The organism is Olleya sp. YS (assembly GCF_029760915.1).
Classification (GTDB): Bacteria; Bacteroidota; Bacteroidia; order Flavobacteriales; family Flavobacteriaceae; genus Olleya.
In genome coordinates, this window is record NZ_CP121685.1 from 1,938,843 (window position 1) to 1,958,513 (window position 19,671).

At 33.1% G+C, this 19,671-nt stretch carries 16 protein-coding genes; 8 read left to right on the forward strand and 8 right to left on the reverse strand.

From position 1 onward, the window contains the following. From Ollyesu_RS08860 to Ollyesu_RS08870, 3 genes are read right to left on the reverse strand one after another with little or no spacing between them, the layout of a single operon-like run. Nucleotides 1–720 (reverse strand): DJ-1/PfpI family protein, encoded by a 720-nt coding sequence (locus Ollyesu_RS08860; protein ID WP_279300864.1) that lies wholly within the window; start codon nt 718–720, stop codon nt 1–3. A gap of 5 nt (nt 721–725) precedes the next feature. Next, the gene (locus Ollyesu_RS08865; protein ID WP_279300865.1) at nt 726–1,103 is read right to left on the reverse strand and encodes a VOC family protein; all 378 of its coding nucleotides are present in this window, start codon (nt 1,101–1,103) and stop codon (nt 726–728) included. Continuing rightward, nucleotides 1,100–2,305, reverse strand: coding sequence for an MFS transporter (locus Ollyesu_RS08870; RefSeq protein ID WP_279300866.1), 1,206 nt, complete (start codon nt 2,303–2,305; stop codon nt 1,100–1,102). The genes Ollyesu_RS08865 and Ollyesu_RS08870 overlap by 4 nt, the downstream gene beginning before the upstream one ends. Before the next feature lie 312 nt (nt 2,306–2,617). On the opposite strand from Ollyesu_RS08870, the gene Ollyesu_RS08875 reads away from it, so the two are divergent. After that, nucleotides 2,618–3,220, forward strand: a complete 603-nt coding sequence (locus Ollyesu_RS08875) for a DUF1684 domain-containing protein (RefSeq protein ID WP_279300867.1) — start codon at nt 2,618–2,620, stop codon at nt 3,218–3,220. On the opposite strand, the gene crcB is transcribed toward Ollyesu_RS08875, so the two are convergent. Then, nucleotides 3,217–3,588 carry a fluoride efflux transporter CrcB gene (gene crcB / locus Ollyesu_RS08880; protein WP_279300868.1) on the reverse strand — a complete coding sequence of 124 codons (372 nt, stop codon included), beginning with the start codon at nt 3,586–3,588 and terminating at the stop codon, nt 3,217–3,219. The genes Ollyesu_RS08875 and crcB overlap by 4 nt on opposite strands. 242 nt (nt 3,589–3,830) lie before the next feature. On the opposite strand from crcB, the gene Ollyesu_RS08885 reads away from it, so the two are divergent. Then, nucleotides 3,831–5,909: a hypothetical protein gene (locus tag Ollyesu_RS08885; RefSeq protein WP_279300869.1), complete on the forward strand. Its 2,079-nt coding sequence runs from the start codon at nt 3,831–3,833 to the stop codon at nt 5,907–5,909. A 55-nt stretch (nt 5,910–5,964) separates the two neighbouring features. On the opposite strand, the gene Ollyesu_RS08890 is transcribed toward Ollyesu_RS08885, so the two are convergent. Beyond that, entirely contained in the window at nt 5,965–6,984 is a 1,020-nt protein-coding gene (locus tag Ollyesu_RS08890; protein ID WP_279300870.1) for a GyrI-like domain-containing protein, read from the reverse strand. A gap of 93 nt (nt 6,985–7,077) precedes the next feature. Here Ollyesu_RS08890 and Ollyesu_RS08895 point away from each other — a divergent pair, with 93 nt between their 5' ends. Further along, nucleotides 7,078–9,117, forward strand: a complete 2,040-nt coding sequence (locus Ollyesu_RS08895) for a dihydrofolate reductase (RefSeq protein WP_279300871.1) — start codon at nt 7,078–7,080, stop codon at nt 9,115–9,117. A 334-nt stretch (nt 9,118–9,451) separates the two neighbouring features. Next, entirely contained in the window at nt 9,452–9,838 is a 387-nt protein-coding gene (locus Ollyesu_RS08905; protein ID WP_279300872.1) for a nucleoside triphosphate pyrophosphohydrolase family protein, read from the forward strand. 109 nt (nt 9,839–9,947) lie between these two features. Here the strand turns inward: Ollyesu_RS08905 and Ollyesu_RS08910 are convergent, their stop codons facing one another. Then, a complete protein-coding gene (locus Ollyesu_RS08910) occupies nt 9,948–11,015 on the reverse strand; it encodes a branched-chain amino acid aminotransferase (RefSeq protein ID WP_279300873.1) in 1,068 nt (355 codons plus the stop codon). A 107-nt stretch (nt 11,016–11,122) separates the two neighbouring features. On the opposite strand from Ollyesu_RS08910, the gene Ollyesu_RS08915 reads away from it, so the two are divergent. The 3 genes from Ollyesu_RS08915 (at nt 11,123) to Ollyesu_RS08925 (ending at nt 13,346) form a co-directional block, all read left to right on the forward strand. After that, nucleotides 11,123–11,644 carry a DUF4920 domain-containing protein gene (locus tag Ollyesu_RS08915; RefSeq protein ID WP_279300874.1) on the forward strand — a complete coding sequence of 174 codons (522 nt, stop codon included), beginning with the start codon at nt 11,123–11,125 and terminating at the stop codon, nt 11,642–11,644. Next, nucleotides 11,644–12,330 (forward strand): tRNA (5-methylaminomethyl-2-thiouridine)(34)-methyltransferase MnmD, encoded by a 687-nt coding sequence (mnmD, locus tag Ollyesu_RS08920; protein WP_279300875.1) that lies wholly within the window; start codon nt 11,644–11,646, stop codon nt 12,328–12,330. The genes Ollyesu_RS08915 and mnmD overlap by 1 nt, the downstream gene beginning before the upstream one ends. A gap of 113 nt (nt 12,331–12,443) precedes the next feature. Continuing rightward, nucleotides 12,444–13,346, forward strand: a complete 903-nt coding sequence (locus Ollyesu_RS08925; protein WP_279300876.1) for a TIGR01777 family oxidoreductase — start codon at nt 12,444–12,446, stop codon at nt 13,344–13,346. An 83-nt stretch (nt 13,347–13,429) separates the two neighbouring features. On the opposite strand, the gene Ollyesu_RS08930 is transcribed toward Ollyesu_RS08925, so the two are convergent. Beyond that, complete coding sequence (locus tag Ollyesu_RS08930; RefSeq protein ID WP_279300877.1) at nt 13,430–14,662, reverse strand: M48 family metallopeptidase; 1,233 nt, start codon at nt 14,660–14,662, stop codon at nt 13,430–13,432. 4 nt (nt 14,663–14,666) lie between these two features. After that, entirely contained in the window at nt 14,667–15,464 is a 798-nt protein-coding gene (locus Ollyesu_RS08935) for an RNA methyltransferase (protein ID WP_279300878.1), read from the reverse strand. Between the two features lie 156 nt (nt 15,465–15,620). On the opposite strand from Ollyesu_RS08935, the gene Ollyesu_RS08940 reads away from it, so the two are divergent. Then, complete coding sequence (locus Ollyesu_RS08940; RefSeq protein ID WP_279300879.1) at nt 15,621–19,670, forward strand: T9SS type A sorting domain-containing protein; 4,050 nt, start codon at nt 15,621–15,623, stop codon at nt 19,668–19,670. Nucleotide 19,671: the final 1 nt, after the last annotated feature.

Below are 19,671 nucleotides of genomic sequence, written 5' to 3' on the forward strand. Positions count from 1 at the left end.
TTATTTTTCAATCACTAGGTGTGGAACTTCTTCCAAGTTCCAGTCAATAACCAATCCACCAGCTAAAGATTGAGTAATTTCTTTTCCGTAAAGGTGTTCACACAAATATAAAGCAGCCTCAAAACTTTTAGCACCACCAGCAGAGGTGATGTATTTACCATCGTGAACAAAGAGAACATCTTTTCTAATATCCAATTCTGGAAACATGGTGCGCATAGCATCTACATCACTTGGAAAAGTAGTAGACACAGAATTGTCCAATACACCTGCTTTTGCTAGTACAAATGCACCATCACAATGTGAAGTTACAAAAACCGCTTCTTTATCCACTTTTTGAACAAATTCTATCATAGCTTTGTCTTCTAAATCGGTATCTAAATGGTGTTCTGCACTTGGTACAACAAGGATATCAATTTTAGGTAAATCATCAGTAACATAATTGTAATCAGGTAAGATGCGCATCCCTTCAAAAGAGGTAATGGCTTCATCCGTATTGGCAACAGTAAAGACATTCATTGCTTTAATTTTCTCTCTAAAAATGGTGTGCTGAAAGATGTCGAAAGGAGCAGTTAACTCGGTATTGTAAGTGCCATCCATAATTAGAAAAGCTACATTGTAACGGTTGGACTCCAGCTTTGGGAACTGTTTTTCTACTCTTTTATTATCAGAATTACAGTTTAATAGTAGAGTAAAGGTTAAAATGTATATTAAGTGTTTCATTGTTTTTAATTTATTCGCCAAGGTGGATTTTTTCTGTTTACGCCAGCTTTATATAGTTTAATGGTATTTCCGTCAGGATCTTCCAAGTTGGCTTCACGCCATAACCACGATTGATCTGTAGGTTCTGAGATAAAAATAAGTCCTTTTTGTTTAAGTTTTAAAACTAAATTATCTAAATCTTCATCTTCAAAATAAATAGTAGTGTTGTTATTGGTTTGCATAGCTTTATTTAAATGAATGGAAAATGTAGCTTCTCCATCAGGACACTCAAATCGAGCATATCGTGGTAAGGCATCAACAATAAGTTTAAGCCCTAAAAGTTTATAAAATGCTACTGATTTATGTACATTTTTTGAGGATATGGTAACTTGATTTAAATTCATTTGTATTCTTTTTTAACGTATGTTTTTAAGAAAAATAACAGTGCAACACAGACCATTCCTAGAATAGTCATAATAAACCATGTATTGTCAAAGCCTAATTTTTCTGCTAATTGTAGACCAACATTATGTCCAAAAATGCTTCCTACCGAAAACGCCATAGCATACATGGCCATATATTCTCCTTGATTTCCTTTTTTTGCTCTATCTAATGCAAATCTATGCGCAAACGGGAAAGCAATCATTTCTCCAACAGTCATTAAAAACATTCCCATAATTAATATGCCTGACCAACCTGTAAAGTTTAGGATTAGTAAACTTATTGTGGTTAAAAATGCACCAAATAGAATAAGACCAACTTTAGTATTTTTTGTTTTTTCTAACCACTTAATTAAAGGCATTTCAAATAGGAATATAAATAATCCGTTTGCACCTAGTAATAGTCCAACTTCAAGTTCACTTAATTGATGTGCCTCTCTGTAATATATTGGCATGGCTGAAAAATATTGAAAAAAGACAATTGCAAATAAAATCATAGCCACAAAAAATATTAAAAACGACTTGTCTTTATAAGCGGACTCAGGATTTTCAACCATAATATCATCCTGTATTTTAGCCTTTTTTGGATTTAAAACGTAAAACATTACTATTGTCGCTAAAATACAAGTTACACCATCTACCCAAAACAAGCCAGAGTAACTTAACTTTGTTATTATTAAACCTCCAATAGCAGGACCAGCTGAGAAACCAAGATTAATAGCTAGTCTTATTAGTGTAACACTTCGTGTTTTGTTTTCTGGCTTACTGTAAGCACTCATAGCTACAAAAGAAGCAGGTCTAAACATGTCTGCAACACACATAGTTAGAAATACACCTATGCATAAAGATTTAAACGTTGTTAAATATTGTAATCCTATAAATAAAAACCCTGTAGATAACAAACTGATGACCATAATTTTGTAATAACCAAATACGTCTGTTAGCTTTCCTCCAAACCAAGTACCTACTAGAGATCCAAGACCAAAGCATGACATAATCCATCCAATATTAGATTTAGTTATACCTAAATCTTCATTAAGGTAGATTGATAAAAAAGGGATTACCATTGTACCTGCTCTATTAATTAGTGTGATTAGTGCTAGCCACCAGATTTCTGATGATAATCCATTAAAAGAATTAAAGTAGTTTTTAAATAGCGTTTTCATTGGTTGGTTTGGTATTAATGTTTTTTTACATAGCCTTAAATTCTATTTGAGTTGGATAATTTTATTATGATTATTAACAAAATAAAAAAGTCCAACGTAGAAGTTGGACTTTTTATATTGTATTAATTGATATTTATATCATCACAAAATATAAGGCGTCCAACCTGTATCTCTACACGTGGTATATTGCTTATTATTTGTAATGACTAAATTCATTTTCTCTTAAATTGTGTAGTCAAAGCTAAACAATTTTTTTAATAAGTTGTATTTTTGATATTAAATTATTGAATTTTTTATAACAAATAATCCAACATGAGAGTCTTAATTTTCTTTTTTTTAATTATCAGTACTTTTAGCTGTGCGCAAGACAAATTACCATTATTAGGTGAGACTGAGCATCAACGTGAAATGAATGCAAAGTTTAAAGATGCAGCAAAATCACCATTAACAGATCAAGACCGCAAAGACTTTAGAGGCTTAGATTTTTTTAAGTTTGATAGTACATATATCGTGACTGCTTTGTTTAAAAGAACACCAAATGAAGCCTCTTTTAAAATGAAAACTACCACAGACCGATTAGTAGATTATGTTAAGTATGGTGAGGTAACATTTACGTTGAAAGGAAAAGAATTAAAACTTAACGTTTATCAAAATCTAGAAGCGGTTAAGCAATTAGGCGAAGAAGAAGCCTTATTTTTACCCTTCATGGATAATACTAATGGAGAAGAAAGCTATAAAGGTGGTCGCTATATCGAGGTCAAATTACCAGAAAACAACAAGATGGTTATAGATTTCAATAATGCTTATAACCCTTATTGTGCTTATAATAAAAAGTATTCTTGCCCAATTGTACCAGATGAAAATAGATTATACGTTGCTATTGAAGCAGGAGTTAAAAAGTATGATGACCACTAAAATTGCTTAGCTAGCCATAATCCTAAAAATACAGCTAGAAACCCTAATACAAAACTTGCAATTGTATAAAACGCAAAGCTGGTAAAATCTCCTGCTTTTAAAAACACATGATTTTCATAAGCAAACGTAGAAAACGTGGTGAATCCACCACAAAATCCTGTTGCTAATAATACTGTTTGGTTATTTGTTAGCGTATTGTTTTTTAGAGCTATACCTAAAATAATTCCTATTAATAAACTTCCTAAAACGTTAGCTAAAAAGGTTCCGTAAGGAATACCATTTTCAGAGCTATTTAAAGACTTACCTAATATATACCTAAGGACGCTTCCAAAGCCTCCACCTATAAAAACTAATACAAGTTGCTTCATATGTACGTCCCTTATGTATGGGACTTTCTTTTAGTTGATAATTCTACAGATTACAATATAATTCAATTTTTTAATAACACTATTCTTTAGCTATCGCTTAGTTGCTAAAATTTAACAATTTAATTGTTAACCTATTCATTTTAAACCTATTAAAGGTTATCAAATACACAATATAATTGATTTGTTTGGCGGAAACTGAAAAGCCAAAAAAGAGTAAGTGCGCTATTATAAATTCTATAATCATGGAAAAACTAAATGAAAAGCAACTTTTGGTTGCAAGAGAAGAGTTTAGACCCTTTTTAACAATGAAAAACAAAGGACTATCTAAACTTAAATTAAAAACATCATTAAACTTTTTTAAACAACAGTTTAATACCACTTATGAGTCTTTAGGCTGTGTAGGTTACAATCCTACCTTTAAGCAGTTAACAGCAACTATAAATATTAAACGAGCAACTGGTTATTCAGGAGGTTTATGTACTAATGGATCTTTTGAATACGTTAGGTTTTATATGGATTACCAAGATGGGAATGGTTGGGAAGACATGGGTTATGTAGGTGTAAATGTACATGATATCCCAACTGAAAAAGATTGTAGTAATACAAATGAAAAACCTATTAACTATACGGTAAGATTGAATATTAATCCAAAGAAAAAATTTTGTAGCACACCAAATTTACCTATAGTTAGAGCGGTTTTATCATGGAATTCTGTACCAGAACCAAATGATCCAGATTTAACAGCTGGAACCTATGTTTGGAGTGATAAAAAAGATGTACAAGTACAAATTGAACCTTTAAAATTTTTCATTCCAGACTTTCCGTTAGTGCAGTTGGATGATTTATTTAATACTGCTATTTTAAATCCATCAGTCTCATTTGATAAATTGGTAAATATCAATCCCAATTTAAAAAATGCATTACAAGATGCTAAACAAGCAGTAGTTCCAAAAGCTTATAATTTTGCCGAATTAAATGCACTTTATAAAAAAGAAAACATAGGACCTGAACGTTTTGGACACAAGTTATTAAAACAAGTACAGTCCTCTAACCAATTAGCTAATCTTACTGATATCAATGATTTATTTGAGCTGAATAGTTTGAATTTACCTGAGATTTTAGTGAATTGGAATAATTTAAATTGTAATACTAATTACGAAGAATTATTGTGCGTTGGTGCAGACTATAATCAAGAGGCATTGGTAGGAACTTTAAAAATTAAAAAACCATCTGGTTATAGTGGAAATCTATGCAGTACAGGTAGTAAAGAGTATGTGTCTTTTTGGATTCAAACCGAGGATAATTGTCAATGGAAGCATGCAGGAACTACATTTGTAAATGCTTATGATATAGCTAGTATACCTAGTGACGGAATACATTATTCTGTTGTGTTGCCTTATAGTTTTGAGGGATTGAAGCAAGATTGCGAGAACCCTCAAGTATTAAAGGTTAGAGCAATTTTATCTTGGAATACACCACCACAAGGTATGAATTGTTCAAATTACGGAAATGTCATCGAATCTTATGTACAGTTAAAACCACAATCTAGTACTGCTAATGGACCTAAATTAGTTTCTGTTGGAGGTGTCTCTACAGATTTTATTAATACTAGTAGCGGATTGACTTTAGGTGGTAGTAAATTTGGATTTAATATGCATGATGTAACTGCAGATAGTGCATTTGCTGGAACGATTGTTATACAAGGTTTAACAAATACTTACAAAGGGCAGAAGTATAAAATAAAAGCGACCAATCTAGATACTGGAGATACAAAGTATATTAATAACGATTTTGTAGTTGAAGGTTACGATGAGGTTGCAGGAATGACAACTTATGATACATCTTCAGCTCCAGGAGATGAGTACACATACATTGGTGACAAGAAAAACACTTATAACGTTATTGCTAGATTTGAATTGTCAGGTAATAATAAATGGCTAATAGAATTAGAGCATTTAGGAGCCATAGTGGATAGTCAGGTTATTCAAATGGATAATCAGTCACCAATTTTAACGCTTGATATTGATAATTATGGCAATTGTTCTCACTTTAAAAAAGGAGTTATAATTACTGGAACTTATAAAGTTGAAGAAGTGCATTTAAGTCATTTTACTTTAAGTACTACTGCAACAGATGTTAATCAAGTTTTAAAAAGTAGTTTAGCAGGTGATTCTACAAACGGAAGTTTCATGTTTACAGCATCGACTTCTAAAAACTGTGGAAATATTAGACTAAGTGCTAAACCAAAAACAGTTGTTAATAGTGTAGAAATGCACAAAGGTGTCGCTATTGCGCCAAACATTTGTTTGTCTGATAATTAATAACAAATAGTTTTAAACTAAAAAGCAGTTCTTTCCAGAACTGCTTTTTTAATGATTACTTAAGTGGTAAATATATTTCTGTTACCCAATTGGATGGGTTCGGGACATTTCCTGGATCATTAGCATATATTTCAAATGGATCTAAATCAGATTGCTCCAGATTATTTTCAGCAATATATTTATTTGCAGCCTCCCAAGCATCAGGTAAATAAGTGTAATTTCCTTTTAAAGTTGTTTTTAAAGCTTTAGTTTTTGGTATGTAACCACAAAGGACTTCACTATCGTTTTCAACAGTAATTTTATTCATCACAGGTATGGCTTGACTCATAATTATATTACCAGTTTCAGGATTCATTTCGTTATAAATAGTAAAAGGCATTCCAGTCTGTACTATACTATTTTTAGCCATATATGCCATGATTTCGCCATATTGTTTTCCAATTAATTCGCTAATATTTGTTCCTGTTGCTGCTGTAGTTTTATACATGTAAAATCCACCACCATATTCTGTTATACCATCTACTTTAATATTAAATTGTTTCATACTTTCAACAACTTTTCTATCTAAAAGTTCTAAACTACGCTCGTAATAAGGTCCTATTTGTTTGTCCATACCTCCAGAAAAGGCTGCAAACGCTTTGAATCCAAAAGGTAAATCTTTACCTGATATGGTCCATTTTACTTCTGTGCTACCATCTTCATTTGGAGTAAACTCCCACATAACGTCAGATTTAGGAAACTCTCCAAATTGCATTTCTTGTGTAATGGATGCATTTGGGTTGGCAGCTATAGTTTTCATTCTACCAGTTTCACCATCATCTGTCCAAGAATAAGACCCATCAATACCACTAGTTTTTTCAGGATACGTTAAGGTCATTTCTGGTTTTTCTTCAACCCAAGCATTCCAATCTTGCCAATTTTTAAAATCAATAACTTCATTATATACAAGACTTGCAGGTGCCTGTATGGTTTTACTTCTTGTCACAGAATAACTATTTGGTTGAACAGCAATATAAATTGCAGCTGCTATAATGACAATAAGGAGAAGAAATAAGATATACTTTAAATATTTCATGTTTTTAGTATTAAATTTTAGTTATTTCAAAGATAATCAAATTATAATATGTTAAATTCTTATATTTATTGACTTTAAAAAAAATAACTAATTATGAGAATAAAACACGTATTAAGTGTTGCTTTAATTGCAACTCTATTTTTGTCTTGCGGTAATGATAAAACCGATAAATCAACAACTGAAGACAATAAAAAAACCGAAACAGACTTTGACTTTAACGTCGAACAGTTTGCAGATATTAAAATTTTACGATATCAAATTCCTGGTTGGGATAATTTAACTTTAAAAGAACAAAAACTAGTCTATTATTTAACTGAAGCAGGATTAGCTGGTCGTGACATAATGTGGGACCAAAATTACAGACACAATCTAAAAATTAGAAAAGCTTTAGAAAATGTATACACTAATTATGAAGGTGATAAAAACACAGATAACTGGAAGGCGTTTACTACTTACTTAAAGCGTGTTTGGTTTAGTAATGGTATTCATCATCATTATTCTAACGATAAGCTAAAACCAGAATTTTCTCAAGACTATTTAAAAGAGATTATGTCTGCTACAAACACAACATTAGCTGGCGAAGCTTTTGATGTTATTTTTAACGATGCAGATAGTAAAAAAGTAAATCAAGCAAAGGGTGTAGATAATGTGGGTTTATCTGCAGTTAATTTTTACGGTCCAAATGTGACTAATGCAGATGTAGAGGCGTTTTATTCTAAAATGAAATCTCCAAACCCAGAAAAGCCATTATCATTTGGCTTAAACTCGCAGTTAGTTAAAGAAAACGGAGTATTAAAAGAACGTGTTTATAAATCTGGAGGTTTATATGGATCTGCTATTGACGAAATTGTAAAATGGTTAGAATTAGCAAAAGGCGTTGCAGAAAATAAAGAACAAGGCGATGCACTAGGATTGTTAATCAAGTATTACAAATCTGGAGATTTACAGACTTGGGACGATTACAATGTGGCATGGACTGCAGCAACTAAAGGTAATGTTGATTATATTAATAGTTTTATAGAAGTGTATAACGACCCATTAGGTTACAGAGGGTCTTACGAGAATATTGTGCAAATCAACGATTTTGATATGTCACAAAAAATGGCTGTATTATCTGAAAACGCACAATGGTTTGAAGATAATTCACCTTTAATGGACGAGCATAAAAAGAAAAACGTTGTTGGTGTTACCTATAAAGTGGTAAACGTTGCAGGAGAAGCTGGAGACGCTTCACCAAGCACACCTATTGGTGTTAATTTACCTAATGCTAACTGGATTCGTGCAGCTGTTGGAAGTAAGTCGGTATCTTTAGGAAACATCATCCATGCCTATAATAATGCTGGAAGCACTGGTCGTTTAAAAGAATTTGTACATGATGACGAAGAGTATGAATTAGAAGAAAAATACGGACAACAAGCAGATAAATTACACACTGCATTACACGAAGTTATTGGTCACGCTTCTGGACAATTAAATCCTGGTGTTGGCGAAACCAAAGAAACGCTTAAAAATTACGCCTCAACTTTAGAAGAAGGTCGTGCAGATTTAGTAGGTCTTTACTATTTATACAATCCAAAATTACAAGAATTAGGATTGGTTGACGATTGGAAAAAAATAGGAATGGCAGCTTATGATGGTTACATACGTAATGGGTTAATGACTCAATTAATTAGATTAAATTTAGGTGATGATGTTGAAGAAGCACACATGCGTAACAGACAATGGGTTAGTGCTTGGGCTTTTGAAAAAGGAAAAGCAGATAATGTTATCGAAAAAGTAACTCGCGATGGAAAAACTTATTTTAATATTAACGATTATGATAGATTACACGAATTGTTTGGCGAGTTGTTACGCGAAACCCAACGTATTAAATCTGAAGGTGATTTTAAAGCAGTAGAGGCTTTAGTAGAAGGCTATGGTGTAAAAGTAAATCAGGATATTCATTCAGAAGTTTTAGAACGTAACAAACAATTTACATCTGCACCTTATAGTGGATTTGTAAATCCAGTTTTAGTTGCAGAAACAAATGATGATGGAGAGATTACAGCAATCAAAGTAACACAGCCAGATACGTTTGATGGACAAATGTTAGACTACAGTAAAAACTATAGCTTTTTACCAGAAGATAATTAAGATTATAACAGCGAGTTTATGCTGAGCGTAGTCGAAGTACGGAATAAAAAAGCCTTAATCTAATTTGGATTGAGGCTTTTTAATTTTATTTAAATAATACTTTAATAGCTACTATCATCCCAATAAAACCGATAAAGGCAAGTAGTATCCAAAGGACACCTTTGTAATGGATTTTGTGTAAGTTTAAATCTTTGCGGTACATTCTAATCAGCACTAAAATAAATGCGATTGCGAATAAAACTCCAAAAACCATTTGTCCTTTACTAAACATAATTTATTTTTAAGCAAAATTAATAAAACTAGTCACTAACATCAAGGAATAAATAACAATTATATGCAAGATAAAATAGACGCAGTTAAAGCTTTTCATACTGCTTTTAAAATAGGTCACAGAGAAACACCAAAAGCCGATTTAGGTTTAGAAAAAAACCTGTTACGCTACGAGCTGATGCGTGAAGAAAATGAAGAATATTTAGAAGCAGCTAAAAATAATGATTTAGTTGAAGTTGCAGATGCTTTAGGCGATATGCTTTATATATTGTGTGGTACCATTATAGAACACGGAATGCAGCATAAAATTGAAGAGGTATTTAATGAAATACAACGCAGTAATATGAGTAAATTAGGAGACGATGGAGAACCTATTTACAGAGAGGATGGAAAAGTGCTAAAAGGACCAAATTACTTTAAACCTAATATTGAGGCTATTTTAAAAAGGTAATTTGTAGAAAAGTTGATTCGTCAATTCGGTTATAATAAAAAAAGCAACTATTAGGTTGCTTTTTTTAAGTTTTGACTATTACTGTTTACTGAAGACTGACTACTGCTAACTATACTTTCATTCGCCATCCAAATGGATCTTCAGTTTTATTAGTTTGTATGTTAATAATACGTGTTTTTAATTGCGATGCAAAAGATGCGGATTGTTGTGGGATTTCAAAATCTTCACCTCTAAATCCAAATCCAGATATTGGCGAGATTACTGCAGCAGTACCTGCTCCAAACATTTCTTTTAAGCTTCCATTTTTTGAAGCTTCAACCAATTCGCTAACCTTTATTTGTCTTACTTCCGTTTTTATTCCTTCAGTTTCTGCTAGTTCTAAAATACTTTTTCTAGTAATTCCATCTAAAATACGGTCACTTACAGGAGATGTTAATAAGGTGTCATTAATACGCACAAAAACATTCATTGCTCCAGCTTCTTCTATATATTCATGTGATGTATCATCGGTCCAAATTACTTGTTGATACCCTTTGTCTTTTGCCAATTGTGTCGGGTAGAATTGTCCAGCGTAATTACCACCAGCTTTAGCAAAACCAACACCACCATTAGCACTACGTGAGTATTTTTCTTCTATGAGTACTTTAACTTGTCCAGAAAAATAAGCGCCTGAAGGTGCAGTTGCAATTATAAATTTATATTCGTCAGCTGGAGAAGCGTGAAATCCTTGTCCAGTTGCAAAAACAAATGGTCTAACGTATAACGAGCTACCTTCAGAAGTCGGAATCCATTCTTTGTCTAAATCTAAAAGAGCTTTTAATCCTTCCATAAAGTAGTCTTCTGGTAATTCTGGAATAGCTAATCGCTGTGCAGAGATATTTAGTCGTCTGACATTGTCCATTGGTCTAAATAAAAAGACGTTATCATCAGTATCTTTATAGGCTTTCATACCTTCAAAAATAGATTGTCCATAATGAAAAATCTTAGCGGAAGGCTCTAAGGTTAATGGTCCGTATGGAACAATTTCTGGCGATTGCCATTTACCATCTTTAAAATCGCAGGTTAACATGTGATCAGAAAAGACCTGACCAAACGCTAGATTACTAAAATCGATAGATTTGATTTTAGAGGTTTCACATGTAGTGATTTTAATATCGTTTTTGGTTAAAGTTGCCATGTATTGTGGTTAATTTTCGGTTACAAAAATACAGAATTATAAATTAGAAAGTAGTGAATTCGCCTTAAAATACTATCTTTGATGTTCATAATATAATAAATAAAAAGATGAAAAATTATCTAATTCTTTTAGCATTATTGGTGTCAGTAATGGCTTGTAAAAATGAAACAAAACAAGAGGATTCTGTAAAAGACGAGATGGTTAAAGAAACCGTTGAGGTAGATTACAAATCCTTTGGAAAAGAGATACAACCTAATGATGCAATAGCATCTGTGTCTATGTCTAAACACTATAATGACATGAATGTTGGCGATAGTATTCCTGCCAAAGTAACTTTAAAAGTTAAAGAAGTTTGTCAAGCTAAAGGATGTTGGATGACAGCAGATTTAGTCGATGGAAACGAGGTTATGGTTAAGTTTAAAGACTACGGTTTTTTTATGCCAAAAGACATTGCAGGTCAAGAAGTGATTGTTAACGGATTGGCTTATGTTAAAGAAGTTCCGGTAGACGAGCAACGTCATTATGCAGAAGATAAAGGAGCTACCAAAGAGGAAGTAGAAAAAATCACAGAACCTAAACGTACCTTTTCATTTGAAGCAGATGGTGTGCTGTTAGTTGAAACTAAATAGTGAAACCTAAAATAGAAATTACAAAAGACGGGTCATCAACCTTACTGCATCCTAGGTATAAAACGCATTATCATTCGGTATTTGGAGCAATAGAAGAGTCAGATTTTGTTTATATAAACACAGGATTGTTATATGTTTTGTCATCACAAATTGGGCAAGAGATAAAACAATCCTGTTCTGTTTTAGAAGTTGGTTTTGGTTCTGGTCTTAATGCCTTTAACACACTTCTTAAAACTGAAAATTTGCCAGTAAATATTGACTACTTAGGTGTAGAAACCGAACCTGTGCCTTTAAGTATTATCAAAAAATTAAACTATCCAGAACAGTTATTGGCTAAACATAAAGCAAAAATTTTCAATCAAATCCATGAAGTATCTTGGCAAGAAAAGCATCAACTAACCAAGCAATTTAGTTTAGAAAAACGTCAACAAGATATTTTTAGTCTTACAGCAACTAATCAATTTGATGTGGTTTACTTTGACGCGTTTGGTCCTGACGCACAACCAGAATTATGGACAGCCAAAATTTTTAAAATCATGTATGCTGCATTAAAACCACAAGGTGTTTTAGTAACCTATTGTGCTCAAGGTAATGCTAGACGTGCTATGCAAAGTGTTGGTTTTAAAGTTAGCAGATTACCTGGTCCACCAAGTAAACGACATATTTTACGCGCAGTCAAGGACTAGTAGTAAAAAGTGAAAAACAATTAAGTATTTAAAGCTTTATAATATTTAGTGTTAAACCTTACTTAAAGCTTCGACTACAATCTCTACTATTGCGTATTTTTAAATAAAAAATAATGCGAATACTAATTACAGGTGCAACAGGATTAATTGGAAGCGAGATTGTTAAGCAATGTCACGCTAAAGGTATTGCAGTACATTATCTAACCACTAGTAAATCCAAGTTATCTAAAGACGAAAATTACACAGGTTTTTACTGGAATCCTTTAAAAAATGAAATAGATACAGATTGCCTCAATGGAGTAGAGGCTATCATTCATTTAGTTGGTGCTAGTATCTCCAAACGTTGGACAGAAAGCTATAAAAAAGAAATTCTACTCAGTCGTACCCAAACGTCTCAGCTATTATTTAATACCCTTCAAAACACATCACATCAAGTCAAACACCTAGTGTCTGCTAGTGCTATAGGTATTTATCCAAGCTCATTAACTAATTATTATGCTGAAGATCACTCAGAAGTAAGTACATCATTTTTAGGACAAGTGGTAGAACAATGGGAACAAACGGTTGATGCTTTTAAAGCGTTAGATATACATGTTGCTAAAGTACGGATTGGGTTAGTACTATCAGCAAAAGGAGGTGCGCTTCCAGAAATGGCAAAGCCAATTAAATTTGGTGCAGGAGCAGCATTTGGTTCTGGTAAGCAGTGGCAATCTTGGATACATCTTACCGATTTAGCCAATCTATTTTTACATGTTTTAGAAGAAAATCTAGAAGGTGTGTATAACGGAGTAGCACCAAATCCAGAAACCAACCAGCAATTAACTAAAGCAATTGCAAAGCAATTAAAACGACCATTATTTTTACCAAACATCCCAAAATTAGCAATGAAGTTAATCTTAGGAGAGATGCATATTTTGTTGTTTGAAAGCCAGCGTGTTAGCTCTAAAAAAATTGAAGACACAGGATTTAACTTTAAGCATTACAATTTGCAAAGTGCTTTAGAGGAGGAGTATTAGGATGGGTCAGCTTAACAAATAGATATAGTAAGATTCCAATTAGTTATCCTGATTATTAAAACTAAGATATAGAAAATGCAATTCTAAGCTTTCAAATTCTTAATACGTTGTAACAACGTTGGATGCGAATAATGCATAAACACATACGCAGGATGTGGTGTTAAGTTACTCAGACTATTTTTAGATAGCTTTTTTAAAGAGGTTATTAAAGGTTCTGCTTTAAAGGTGGTTTTGGCATAGTCATCTGCTTGATATTCAAATCTGCGCGAAAACCAATTCATCATTAATCCAGTAATTTCGGATAATGGCGAGTATAATATCCCAAAAGCAATTAATCCAATATGAAAACTAGGTTGAGGTACACCCAATGCTTGACTCAGTATTGGATTACCAATCAATAACGACAAAATAAATAGGGTTAATCCAGTAAGTATAACAGATGCTATTAAATTAAATATAATGTGCTTTTTCTTGTAATGTCCAACCTCGTGTGCGAGTACTGCTACGATTTCATCGTCGTCTAAATCGTTAATTAGCGTATCGTAAAGCGTGACGCGTTTTTCGCTTCCAAATCCAGAAAAATAGGCGTTAGCTTTAGTACTGCGTTTAGAACCATCTATAACAAAAATTTTGTCCAAATTAAAACCTACGGTTTTAGCATAATCAGAAATTGAAGTCCTTAAATTACCATCTTCTAACGGACTTTGTTTATTAAAAATGGGTACAATTAATCTAGAGTAAAATAAGTTAACAAAAACAGTAAACACAGTAATTAGTAACCAAGCATATAACCAGAATTGCGCTCCTGTTTGTTGATAAAACCAAGCTAATGTAGCTAAAATGGCTCCTCCAACTATAATCATCATGACCCAACCTTTTATTTTGTCCAAAATAAAAGTTGTTGTTGTGGTTTTGTTAAACCCAAATTGCTCTTCAATAACAAAGGTTTTGTAATACGCAAAAGGTGTGGTTAGGATATCACTTCCTAGCATAATGATTGCAAAAAATAGTAGCGTAATCACTATAGAATTGTCGCTAAATTGTCTTGCCAATTGATCCACAAAAGCAAAACCATCTAAAAAGAAAAACATTAAAGTCAACGCTAAAGAAAACCCAGAGGTAATCAAACCAAATGTGTAGTTTGTCGCTTTATAACGTTGTGATTTTTGGTATTCTTCTGTATCATAAACATCTTGTAATTCTGCAGGTAAAGCATCTTTAAAATGCTTCGCGTTAAGCGCATTTAAAATGGTATCAATTATAAAATTAATAACTATAATAGCTATGATGATGTAAAATAGAGTAGTAGGTGTCATATTGTTATTTAAAATTACGCTGACGCTTAGCTTCAAAAATAAGTATGCCTGCTGCAACAGATACATTCATAGAGTCAATTGCGCCTTGCATTGGGATTTTTACGTTTTGTTTGGAGGCGTCTCGCCACTCTTGGCTTAAACCATCTGCTTCTGTACCAACTACAATTGCAGTAGCTTGCGTGTAATCTTGCTCGTGATAATTAACAGCATCTTGCAAAATAGCACTGTAAATAGCAATATTATTTTGGCTTAAAAAGCTAATAATTTCAGCGGTAGTTCCTGTTGCAATTTGGTTGGTAAATACACAGCCAACACTAGAGCGTATGATGTTAGGATTATACAAATCCGTTTTTGGATTTGCAATAATAACAGCATCCACATTGGCTGCATCTGCAGTGCGTAAAATGGCGCCAATATTTCCAGGTTTTTCTGGTGCTTCGGCAATAAGTACTAAAGGAGTTTTGATGTTGAATTTTAAATCTAAAATGTTATGAAGCTTACTTTTAGCGACAGCAATTATTCCTTCAGTAGTTTCTCGATGTGCTATTTTATGATAGACATCTTTAGAGATTTCAATGATGTCTAAGTCATCAGAAAATTGATTTAGCTTTTTTTTATCAAAAATATCAGGATAAAATAACAACGTTTCAATAGTATAGTGTCCTTTAATGGCTAATTGAAGCTCACGTTCGCCTTCAATAATAAACGTATTAGTTTTTTTACGCTCACGCGATTTGTCTTTTAATGAAACTAGATGTTTAATTAACGGATTTTGAGTGCTGCTTATCTGTTTAATACTCATTAGTATTGCTAAAATTCATATATTTAAACTAAAACAAATTTAAGTTAATTCTTTTGAGTCTCTACTTTTAAGTTTGATTATTATATAATTTTCACTGTCCAAGTAGGAATAATTGAGATTGACTTGTTTTAATTATACTAATCTAACCCTCACTTTATGATACGACAAATACTTTTTTTGTTTGCCTCTTTTTTAATTTCGATAACTACATACGGTCAAGTTATAGCTAATCAACCTTCAGATTTAGAAGTTTGTGATGATGATTTAGACGGTATTTACGATTGGGATTTAACCGTTCAAGATGCTACTATTTTAGGTGGTCAAGACCCAAACACGTTTCAGGTGACCTATCATATTTCTCAACAGGAAGCTATTTCGGCAGTTAATGCACTGTCAAGTCCTTTTGCTAATACTGTAAATCCACAAACTATATATGCAGCAGTTATGGATTTAACTACTGGTAATACTGTAACTACCAGTTTTAATCTGATGGTTAATCAGTCTACCGTCGCTAATTTTGGTTATGATAATGCAATTTGTGACGGAGAATCCATCGTGCTTAATCCAAATCTAGACCCTAATTACGTCTATCAATGGAATACAGGTGAAAGTACTGCTACTATAACAACTAATATAGGTGGTGTCTACACGGTTGATATTTATGATCCTATTACTGGATGCCAAAGCACTAATACCATTGAAGTAATTAGTTACGACATTCCGATTTTAACTACACCAAGCGATTTAACAGCTTGTTTAAACGATACGGTGTCTTTGATAAGTCATACATCTAATATTGTACAAAACGCACCTGCAAATTTTGCTTATGAAATATCCTTTTTCCTATCGCAAGCAGATGCAGACAATAATGTAAGCCCTATAACTAATTCCACAGCTTATCAAGCTTTACAAACCGAAACTATTTACGTAAGGGTAAGACCTAACTTAACAGACTGTTACTCTACAACAAGTTTTGATTTAATTGTAGATGATTGTTCTGTAACACCTACGCAGGTAACTTGTGGGACTATTGTAAATACTAATTTTTGTTATGATAATAACGATACCACACAATTTACTTTTGAAAGTAGTGATGGCTCACCGTTACAAGTCGTGTTTAACTCTGGATTAACAGAAAACAGTTATGATGAAGTCATTATTTTAGACTCTGATGGTGTGACAGATTTAAATAGCCAAACTCCTTATGGAAACAATGGAGATTTAACAGGATTAACCTATGTGTCTTCTGGAAGTACTATAACTGTTGGTGTGATATCAGATGGATCCGTTATAGGTTGCACTAATAGCCCATGGGATTTTGATGTGTTTTGTGTCAATACGACTTCAGTACCTAGTTGTACAACATTAAGCTCACCATTAAATGCTGCAGTTAACGTTAATGAAAATGCCTCAATATCTTGGAATAATGCAACAGGTGTTGTAGTTGGTTACAAACTATCTATTGGCACAACTTCTGGTGGTACAGATGTGATTAATGCTTTAGATATTGGAAACGTACTGACTTATACGCCAACAACCTTGACAACTAGTACAACATACTACGTCACTGTAGTGCCATACAATACTAATGGAGATGCAGTTGGATGTACAGAAGAAAGTTTTACAACCAGAACAATTCCTAATCCACCAGTGGGTGTTACTTGTGGTTCTGAACCAGCAACATATATTTTTACTGAAGATTTTGAAACAGATATACCAAGCGGTTGGACAGGAACAGCATTTCCAGGTTCTAATGGTGAATGGGATGTGACTGTCGGTGATGCCAACTCTCAAAATACTGGACCATATGCTTCGTTTAGTGGGAATTCTCATTTAGAGTATGAAGCTAGCGGAAACTCATCTGCTATAGCATCGGCTATTAGTCCAGCAATAGATTTAACTAATGCTTTAACGTCTGCAGAATTGTCCTTTTATATGCACGCTTATGGTGCAGAAATAGGAACTTTAAACGTTGGAATTTCTAATGATGCTACAGGTCCATTTACAACGCTATTTACTTGGTCTGGAGAGTATCAAGTATCCGAAGCAGAAAACTGGTTGCCTATTGGAGTTAATTTAGATGCTTATTTAGGTCAAATTATATATATTGAGATTAGTTATGGTGCAACAGGAAACAGTTTTGAAGGCGATTTAGCAATAGACTTTTTACGCGTACAAACATGCGGAACTTTTTGTGTAGCACCAAGTAATATTACCATAGCTAATATTACAGAATCGACTGCAGATATCTCTTGGACAGCAAATGGAACCGAAACAGCATGGGAATATGTAGTACAACCAGTTGGAACAGGAGAGCCTATTGGTGGTGGAATAGTAACTAATACAATACCAGTTGTTGTTACAGGTTTACTGCCTTCAACAGATTACGAGGTTTGTGTACGTGCAGATTGTGGTGCTAATGGGTTTGGTTTATGGGCATGTTCAAATAGTTTTACAACGTTGCCAGACACCAACTTTATTGTAGATTGTGCTACAAACCAATCAGTAAACACGACCTACTGTTATGACAATAATGACACCACAGTATTTACATACACGAGTAGTGATGGATTACCACTTACAATGATTTTTAATGCTGGACAAGTAGAGCATAATTTTGACGAACTTATTGTGTATGATTCTGACGGAATTACAAACTTAAATCCATCAACACCTTATGGTAATGCTGGAGATTTATCAGGATTAGTCTTTACATCAACAGGAGACTCAATATCGTTCACTATAGACTCAGATATCTCTATAAATTGTAGCAGTAATAATTATACACCTTTAGATGTTGAGGTATTTTGTGCTTCAACAGTCAGTTACATACAGGTCAATGCCTTTTTAGATACTAATAACGATGGTATTTTTAATGGAAATGATACGCCTTTTAACAATGGGTTTTTTACGTATGAAGTTAATGATGATTCGGTTATCAATACCGTAAATTCTACCACAGGAAGTTTTACCATTTTTAATAGTGACGAAACAAATAGTTATGATATCACTTTTGCTGTTAATTCAGGATATGAAAGTTGTTATAATATACCAACAGCATTGTTCGAAAATATTAGCGCAACAACTGGAAATACAACTGTAGTTGATATTCCGATAGTAGAAATAACACAATGCGAGGATATTGCTGTCTATTTAGTACCATCGATTGCACCAGTTCCAGGATTTTTATACTGGAACAATGTGGTTATAGAAAACTTAGGCGCTACAACAGTAACTTCTGGTAGTATCGAGTTTGTGCATGATCCTGCTGTAAATTTTGTGGAAGTTTGGAATCCACCAGCAACAGGAACAATTACGTTAACTGCAACAGGATTTATTTACGATTTTGTAAACTTACAACCAGGACAATCCATTACTATGTATCCAGATATGACAGTACCAGCTTCGGTAGCTTTAGGAACTATGCTAACCAATAGTGTGTCATATATTACCACAACCAATGATATTATATCAGATAATAATTCGGCTTCAGTAACCCAAGAAGTGGTAGGCTCTTATGACCCTAATGATATTACTGAGTCTTATGGTCCAGACGTAGTTTATGATGATTTTATTACAACTAATGAGTATTTGTATTACACCATTCGTTTTCAAAATCTTGGAACTGCAGAAGCGGTAAATATCAGAATAGAAAATACATTAGATGCTTTATTAGACAAAACTACTATTCAAATGATGGAAGCCAGTCATAATGTTGTCATGCATAGATTAGACAACCAATTAACTTGGACATTTGATAATATTTATCTACCAGCAGAAATACAAGACGAACGTGGTAGTCATGGTCATATAGTCTACAAAATTAAACCTCTAGCTGGTTACAATGTTGGTACTATTATCCCAAATACTGCCGAAATCTATTTCGATTTTAATGCAGCAGTAGTTACCAATACCTTTAACACCACTTTTGTAACACCTCAATTATCTGTTGACGAGTTTAACACCAAAGCATTTAATCTATATCCAAATCCTGCAACTGCAGATGTCACGATTCAATTCAATAACGCTTTACGCGGAAGCTACGCCTTGACAGTAATAGATATTCAGGGTAAACAAGTATTGTCTGCTAAAGTTAATATAGATAGCTCAACTACTTTTAATGTTAGTAGTTTAGAAAGTGGAATGTATTTTGTTAAACTGAAAAATAGCAATGCAGAGCATATCCAAAAGCTAATTATAAAGTAAT